At 72.0% G+C, this 7,602-nt stretch carries 6 protein-coding genes; 4 read left to right on the top strand and 2 right to left on the bottom strand.

Annotated features, from left to right (window positions below; genetic code table 11):
• The 3 genes from ACIQRL_RS40790 to glgB all read left to right on the top strand — a co-directional run.
• A partial coding sequence (locus tag ACIQRL_RS40790) for an alpha-glucosidase C-terminal domain-containing protein (RefSeq protein WP_401341413.1) occupies positions 1–140 on the top strand: 140 nt, incomplete at its 5' end.
• Between the two features lie 47 nt (positions 141–187).
• Positions 188–1,561, top strand: coding sequence for a maltokinase (locus ACIQRL_RS40785; RefSeq protein ID WP_401341410.1), 1,374 nt, complete (start codon positions 188–190; stop codon positions 1,559–1,561).
• 105 nt (positions 1,562–1,666) lie between these two features.
• Positions 1,667–3,898: a 1,4-alpha-glucan branching enzyme gene (gene glgB / locus ACIQRL_RS40780; protein ID WP_401341409.1), complete on the top strand. Its 2,232-nt coding sequence runs from the start codon at positions 1,667–1,669 to the stop codon at positions 3,896–3,898.
• A gap of 31 nt (positions 3,899–3,929) precedes the next feature.
• On the opposite strand, the gene ACIQRL_RS40775 is transcribed toward glgB, so the two are convergent.
• Entirely contained in the window at positions 3,930–5,357 is a 1,428-nt protein-coding gene (locus ACIQRL_RS40775; RefSeq protein WP_401341407.1) for a M1 family metallopeptidase, read from the bottom strand.
• A gap of 172 nt (positions 5,358–5,529) precedes the next feature.
• Positions 5,530–6,318 (bottom strand): PIG-L deacetylase family protein, encoded by a 789-nt coding sequence (locus tag ACIQRL_RS40770; RefSeq protein ID WP_401341404.1) that lies wholly within the window; start codon positions 6,316–6,318, stop codon positions 5,530–5,532.
• 290 nt (positions 6,319–6,608) lie between these two features.
• On the opposite strand from ACIQRL_RS40770, the gene ACIQRL_RS40765 reads away from it, so the two are divergent.
• Complete coding sequence (locus tag ACIQRL_RS40765) at positions 6,609–7,508, top strand: Gfo/Idh/MocA family protein (RefSeq protein ID WP_401341402.1); 900 nt, start codon at positions 6,609–6,611, stop codon at positions 7,506–7,508.
• Positions 7,509–7,602: the final 94 nt, after the last annotated feature.

The raw sequence follows: 7,602 nt of genomic DNA, 5'->3' as shown, positions 1-7,602 counted from the left end.
GGCACCCGGTCGAGCTGATCGGCGGCGTGCGGTTCCCGGCCATCGGTGAACTGCCGTACCTGCTGACCCTCGCCGGTCACGGCTTCTACTGGTTCAGACTGCGCCCCGCGGTCGGGCCCGGCGCCACGAGGCGATCGTGACCCCGTGCCCCTCGACAGCCCGCCCGCCTCTGAAAGGACGTGTCGTCATGGCGAACACCGCTCTGCAGCGTCCGAGCGGCCTCGACACCGCTCCGCTGCTGACCTCGCTGGCCGACCTGCTGCGCGGCTGGCTGCCGCGGCAGCGCTGGTTCGCGGGCAAGGGCAGGCCGGTGACGGACCTGACGCTGCTCTCGACGACCGAGCTGTACCCGGGGTGTCTGCATCTGCTCGTCCGCACCGAGCACCTCGGCCCGCCCGCCCACGCCGCAACCGGCACTCCCGCGGCCGAGGACTGCTACCAACTGCTCCTCGGTGTGCGGGAGGTCCTGCCGCCGCGGCTCGCCCATGCCTTCATCGGCCGGGCGAGCGCCGGCCCGCTGACCGACCTCACCGTGTACGACGCCTTCCACGACCCGAAGGCGGCGGGCCTGCTCCTGGAGCGGCTGCGCCGTTCGGGCACCGCCGGACCGCTGCGTTTCGAGCGCGATCCGCGCTGCACGGTGCCGCCCGGTCTCGCGCCGCGGCTTCTCGACGCCGAGCAGTCCAACTCCTCGCTGGTGTACGGCGACGCGTTCATACTGAAGGTCTTCCGGCGCGTCCAGCCCGGCATCAACCCCGACCTCGAGGTGCCGCGCGCGCTGGCCCGGCAGGGCTGCACCCGGGTCCCCGCCCCCGCCGCGTGGTTCCACACCTCGGAGCCGCAGGAAGCGACCCTCGGCGTCCTTCAGCCGTATCTGCGGGACGCCTCCGACGGCTGGACCCTGGCACTCGAATCCCTCGGCTCGCGGAAGGACTTCACCGGCGAGGCATACGAACTGGGCCGGGCCACCGCCGAGGTGCATCTGGCCCTGGCCACGGCCTTCCCCGTGGACGCGCCGAGTCCGTACCGGAACAAGCGGCTCGCGGACGCGATGCACGAACGTCTCGACGCCGCTGTCCGCTCCGTGCCCGAACTGCGCCCGCACACGGCCGGGTTGAGGTCGGCGTTCGACGCGCTCGCCGCCCTGGACTCGGCGGTACGACCCGCCCAGCGCATCCACGGCGATCTCCACCTCGGCCAGGTGCTGCGGGCCGGGCAGCGGTGGTCGGTGATCGACTTCGAGGGTGAACCCGCCCGCCCGATCAGCGAACGTCGGCGTGTCCAGTCGCCCGTACGCGATGTCGCGGGCATGCTGCGGTCCTTCGACTACGCGGCCCGCTCCCGGCAGCCCTGGCGTCCGGAGTGGGCGGAGCGCTGCCGGGAGGCCTTCTGCGCGGGGTACGCCGTCGCGGCGGCCTGGGACCCGCGCGAGGAACCCGAACTGCTGCGCGCGTACGAGACGGACCGTGCCGTGTACGAGGTGCTCTACGAGGCACGGCACCGTCCCGACTGGCTGCCCGTGCCGATGGCGGCGGTCGGACGACTCGCCGACCACCCCTGACCCCGAACCCCGAACCCCGACCGCCGGCCCCTACCACCGACCACCGACCGACCTCGACACTCCCTCCGACCACCCTCAACACCCCCACTTCGAGAGGCCCAAGCCGTGACCCGCACCGCATCCACCCGCGTACGACGGGCCAAGCCCGCCGCCCCGTCGGCGCAGCACGCCGCGCTCGACCCCACGGACCGGGGGCGGCTGCTGTCCGGCGCCCATCACGATCCGCACGCGCTGCTGGGTGCCCATCCGGTGCCGGGCGGAGTCGTGTTCCGGGCGCTGCGGCCGTACGCCAGGGGTGTCGCGGTGATGGTGGACGGGCGGCGTACCGAGCTGGACGACCTGGGCGACGGGCTCTTCGGGTCCGTCCTGCCGCTCGACGCGATTCCCGCCTACACGCTGCTGGTGACGTACGACGGCACCGAGTCCGAGACGCAGGACCCGTACCGCTTCCTTCCCGCGCTCGGCGAGCTGGACCTGCATCTGATCGGCGAGGGCCGGCACGAGGAGCTGTGGCGGGCGCTCGGCGCCGAACCGATGACCCACGAGGGTGTCGAGGGAACGCGCTTCACGGTGTGGGCCCCGAACGCTCAAGGGGTCCGGGTCTGCGGGGACTTCTGCCACTGGGACGGCGCCGCCGGGTTCCCGATGCGCTCGCTCGGCTCGTCCGGAGTGTGGGAGGTGTTCCTGCCCGGCATGGGTGAGGGGGCGCTCTACAAGTTCGACATCACGCGCCCCGACGGATCCCGCACCCTGCGCGCCGACCCGATGGCCCGCCGCACCGAGGTGCCCCCGGCGACCTCGTCGGTCGTGACACGGTCGTCGTACACGTGGCAGGACGCGAAGTGGATGAAGGAGCGGGCGAAGCGCCGCCCGCTGCACGAGGCACCGATCTCGGTGTACGAGGTCCATCTGCCGTCCTGGCGACCCGGCCTGACCTACCGTCAGCTCGCCGACCAGCTCCCCGCCTATGTCTCCGACCTCGGCTTCACCCACGTCCAGCTCATGCCCGTCGCCGAACACCCCTTCGGCGGCTCCTGGGGCTACCAGATCACCGGGTTCTACGCCCCCACCGCACGCCTGGGCGACCCCGACGACTTCAAGTACCTCGTCGACGCCCTGCACCGCGCCGGCGTCGGGATCCTCATGGACTGGGTCCCCGCCCACTTCCCCCGCGACGACTGGGCCCTGGCCGAGTTCGACGGCCGCCCCCTCTACGAGCACGCCGACCCGAGACGCGCGGACCACCCCGACTGGGGCACCCTCGAATTCGACTACGGCCGCCGCGAGGTCCGCAACTTCCTCGTCGCCAACGCCACCTACTGGTGCGAGGAGTTCCACATCGACGGCCTGCGCGTCGACGCCGTCGCCTCCATGCTCTACCTCGACTACTCCCGCGAAGAGGGCCAGTGGGCCCCCAACGAACACGGCGGGCGGGACAATCCCGACGCGGTGGCGTTCCTCCAAGAGATGAACGCCACGGTCTACCGCCGCAACCCCGGTGTCGTCACGATCGCCGAGGAGTCCACGGCCTGGGAGGGCGTGACCCGTCCGACCTCCGACGGGGGGCTCGGCTTCGGGCTCAAGTGGAACATGGGCTGGATGCACGACTCGCTGGAGTACATGCAGCACGAGCCGATCCACCGCAAGTACCACCACGACGAGATGACCTTCTCGATGGTGTACGCCTACAGCGAGAACTACGTCCTGCCGATCTCCCACGACGAGGTCGTGCACGGCAAGCAGTCACTCGTCTCCAAGATGCCCGGCGACTGGTGGCAGCGGCGCGCCGACGCCCGCGCCTACCTCGGCTTCATGTGGGCCCACCCGGGCAAGCAACTCCTCTTCATGGGGCAGGAGTTCGCGCAGGGCGGGGAGTGGAAGGAGGCCGAGGGTCCCGAGTGGTGGCTCCTCGACCCCGGCTACTGCGCCGAGGCCGACCACCGCGGTGTGCAGGATCTCGTCCGCGACCTCAACACCCTCTACCGGGGCGAACCCGCGCTGTGGGAACGGGACACGGACCCGTCCGGCTTCACCTGGGTCGTGGGCGACGCCGCCGACGACAACGTGTTCGCCTTCCTGCGTCACGCCGCCGACGGCACCCCGCTGCTCGCCGTCTCCCACTTCTCCCCCGCCGTCCGCCACGGCTACCGCCTCGGCGTCCCCGAGGACATCCCCGCCTGGCGCGAAGTCCTCAACACCGACTCGCTTCGCTACGGCGGCAGCGATGTCATCAACCCCGAGTCGGTGAAGGCCGAGGCGATCGGCATGCACGGCCGTCCGACGAGCATCGAGCTGACGCTGCCGCCCCTCGCGACGGTGTGGCTGCGGCCGGCCTGAGCCGACCGCGGCCACCCCGGGCAAGCCCGCCTCAGGACGAGGCGGGCTTGCCCGCCGTGAAGAGCCAGGTGTGGAAGAGGCCCGAGAGGTCCTTGCCGGACTCCCGCTCGGAGAGCTTGATGAACTGGGCCGTCGTGGCGTGCCCGTAGCGGGGGCCGGCGGCCCAGGCGCGCAGGACGCGGAAGAACACGGGATCGCCGACGGTCGTGCGCAGCTTGTGCAGGACCATGGCCCCGCGGGCGTAGACCGGCGTCTCGAAGATGTGCTCGCCGCTGCCGGGATCGCCGGCCGGGAAGGCCCAGAGGTCCTTGCTCGCGGGGGTGGCGTACAGCGTGTCGAAGGTCTTCTGCGCGCTCTTGCCGCCGTGCTGCTCGGTGTAGAGCCACTCGGCATAGGTGGCGAAGCCCTCGTTGAGCCAGATGTCCTTCCATCGGGTGAGGGTGACGGAGTCGCCGAACCACTGGTGGGCGCTTTCGTGCACGAGGGTGCCCAGGTCGGGCGCGGAGTCGTAGACGGGCCGGGTCTGGGTCTCCAGGGCGTAACCGACCTGCGGCGCCCGGTCGACGATGGCTCCGGCCGCCCGGAACGGGTAGGGGCCGAAGAGCTTGCTCTCCCAGGCCAGGACGGACGGCAGCCTCTTCAGGACGGGCGCGGCGGCGGTCGCCTCACGGGGGTCGACCGCGTTGTAGACCTTGAGGCCGTCGCGGGTGGTGTACTGCTCGACCTTGAACGTGCCCACGGTCGCGGTGGCCAGGTAGGCCGCCATCGGTTCGGACTGCCGCCAGCGGAACGTGGTCCGGCCGTGACTGGTCTCCTGCCCGAGCAGGACACCGTTCGCGACGGCGGTGCGCCCCTTCGGGACCGTCAGCGTGAAGTCGTACGACGCCTTGTCCGTGGGGTGGCTGTTGGCGGGGAACCACGTCATCGCGCCCTGGGGCTCACCGGCCACGAACGCGCCGTCGTCGGTGGGAATCCACCCGTCGAGGGAGCCGTCGGGGTCGGTGACCGGCTTCGGGGTGCCGGAGTAGGTGACGGTGACGCGGAAGTCCTGGCCCCGGCGCAGCGCCTTGTGCGGGGTGACGACGAGTTCCTGGCCGTCGCGCCGGAAGGCCGCCTTCGCGTGGTCGACGGTGACGCCGGTGACCTTCAGACCGCTGAGGTCGAGGTCGAAGCGGGTCAGCCGCTGGGTGGCTCTCGCGGTGATGACCGCCTTGCCGTCGAGGTGGCGGCTGTGCGGGTCGTAGCCGAGCGTCAGACCGTAGTGGTGGACGTCGTAACCGCCGTTGCCCGAGAGGGGGAAGTACGGGTCTCCCGCGCCGGCGGAGCCCACGGTCCCGGCCGCCGTGGCCGGTCCGGCCGCGGTCAGCAGCGCGGCGAGCGCTACGGGGACGGCCGCGACAACGGCTTCGCGGCGAAGGACGGTTGTGCGTCGTGCGGCCTCTTGCGGGCGTGGTGTCACGTTCGCTCCTCCGGTTCGACGGTGATCACTCGCGCACAGCCTATGAGTCCCTCCCCGCGACAACCCTCACGATCAGGTCAAGTTGCGCCCGTGCGGGACGGGCCCGCGTGGCACTCCGTCAGCGGGGAGCAGATCGAGGACGGGCCCGTACCGACCGGTGGACGTGTCGTGCTCACACCCAGGGCGGCGGGCCGTCGGGGATGAGCTGGTGGACGTCGAAGAGGACGGCGGACTCGACGCCGAGCGCCGGTCCGCCCATGCCGGTCGCCCAGGTGAGGAACGGCCGCGGTTCGAAGGCGCCCGCACCCAGGGCCTTGGTGTACTCGGCGTGCGCCTCCAGCGAGGCGATGCCGCGTTCGAGGGGTTCACCGGTGACGTCGACGCCATGGGTGGGCTGTTCCGGTCCGGCGAAGCACACCATCCGGATGCCGTTCCAGGGTTCCAGACCTTCGTCGCCGAGTTCGGGGAAGACCCAGCGGTTTCCCGCGTCGCGGGCCGCGTCGAGTGCGGCCAGGCCCACCGCCCGGTGGTCCGCCTGGTTGGTGATGCCGCCGATCATCCGCACCGTGAACGCGCCGGACACCACGACCTCGGGCCGGTGGCGGCGCATCGCGCGCACGATCTCCCGGCGCAGTCCGAGCCCGTACTCGACGACACCGTCGCGGTGGTCGAGGAACTCGACGGTCTCGACGCCGACCTGCCGTGCACCGGCCCGTTCCTCGGCCTCGCGCAGCGGTGCCGCCCGGTCCGGGTGCAGGCCGTCGATGCCGGCCTCTCCCCTGGTCGCCAGCAGATAGCTCACCTGCTTGCCCTGTGCCGTCCAGCGCGCGACGGCGCAGGCGGAGCCGTACTCGATGTCGTCCGGGTGAGCGGCCACGGCGAGACATCGCTGCCAGTCCTCCGGCAGTACGGGCAGGCCGGAACCGCCCGCGAAGCCTGCTTTGTCCTGTGTGGGATCCATGCCCCGCATGATGGCGGGTGGCAGGTCGGGACCGACAGAGGCGCGCTTTCCGTGTTCGTACGCCGGGTTCCCGCGCCCCGGTGTGCCCGGCGGGTCGCCGGGGCGCGGGATCGACGCCCGGGGAGGTCGGGGCATACCCGCGAGGTCCACCCGCTGGCCGAACACCGGGACACCGTGGTGAAGTCTGTCCACACGTCCGAAGATCCGGCTCCTGGCCGCCCGCACCGCTCTCCCGCGTCGGCGCGGCCCCCGGTTCGACGGTGCGTCAGGCCCCGTACAGCGCAGAGGAGATGCCCGTGACCACCACCTCGCCCACCTGGACCGATTCCCCCGTCAGGGTGGGGCTCGTCGGCGCGGGGCCCTGGGCGCGGGCCGTGCACGCCCGGGTGCTCGCCGCCGGTCCCGAGACCCGGCTGACGTCGGTGTGGGCACGCCGGCCGGAGGCCGCCCGCGAAACGGCGGCGCCGCACGGCGCGGTCGTCGCCGCGACGTTCGAGGAACTGCTCGACGACTGCGAGGCGGTCGCCTTCTCGGTGCCGCCCGCCGTGCAGGCCGAACTCGCCCTGCGGGCCGCCGAGGCGGGCAAGGCCCTGCTCCTGGAGAAGCCGCTCGCGCTCGATCTGCCCGCGGCACGGCGGCTCGTGGACGCCATCGACGCCTCGGGCGTGGTCTCCCAGCTCGTCCTGACGAACCGCTATCACCCGGCCACCCGGCGCTTCCTCGCCGAGGCACGGGCCCTGGACGTCTCGGGCGCGCGCGCCTGCTGTCTCAGCGGTGCCTTCCTGGGCGGAGACTTCGCGACCCCGTGGCGGCTCCGGCACGGAGCGCTGCTGGACCTCGGGCCACACGTTCTCGATCTGCTCGACGCGGCTCTGGGGCCGATCGTCCGGGTGCGCGGCGCCGGGGACCCGCGCCGTTGGCTCGAACTCACCTGCGAGCACGAGAGTGGCACCGTGAGCCAGGCCTCCCTGTCGGGCTCGGTCGACGTCGAGCGCGGGATCACCCGCATCGAGCTCTTCGGCCGGCACCCCGAGCTGGTCTTCGACGGCGGAGCCCTCGACCACGAGGAGTCCTGGCCCGTGCTGCGCCGCGAGTTCGCCACGGCCGTCCGGTCGGGCCGGTCCGGAGGGCTCGACGCCCACCGGGGACTGCGCCTGCAGACGCTCATCGCCCAGGCGCTGGAGAGCTAAGGGCCAGCCGATCATTAACCTGTCGTCTTGATCTTGCTGTTGGGGTTGTTGCATTGAGCGGCGACTCTGGCTCGAAGGGTTGCCAGGGTCGCCG

The organism is Streptomyces sp. NPDC091209, assembly GCF_044757755.1.
GTDB lineage: Bacteria > Actinomycetota > Actinomycetes > Streptomycetales > Streptomycetaceae > Streptomyces.
Note: the sequence above shows the minus strand (reverse complement) of the source record. Positions and strands in the feature narration are given on the sequence as shown.

Bases quoted from the DNA above. Each gene is read 5' to 3' on its own strand.
- ACIQRL_RS40785 (WP_401341410.1), top strand. From the start codon at position 188: ATGGCGAACACCGCTCTGCAGCGTCCGAGCGGCCTCGACACCGCTCCG.
- ACIQRL_RS40770 (WP_401341404.1), bottom strand. From the start codon at position 6,318: ATGGATCCCACACAGGACAAAGCAGGCTTCGCGGGCGGTTCCGGCCTG.
- ACIQRL_RS40765 (WP_401341402.1), top strand. From the start codon at position 6,609: ATGCCCGTGACCACCACCTCGCCCACCTGGACCGATTCCCCCGTCAGG.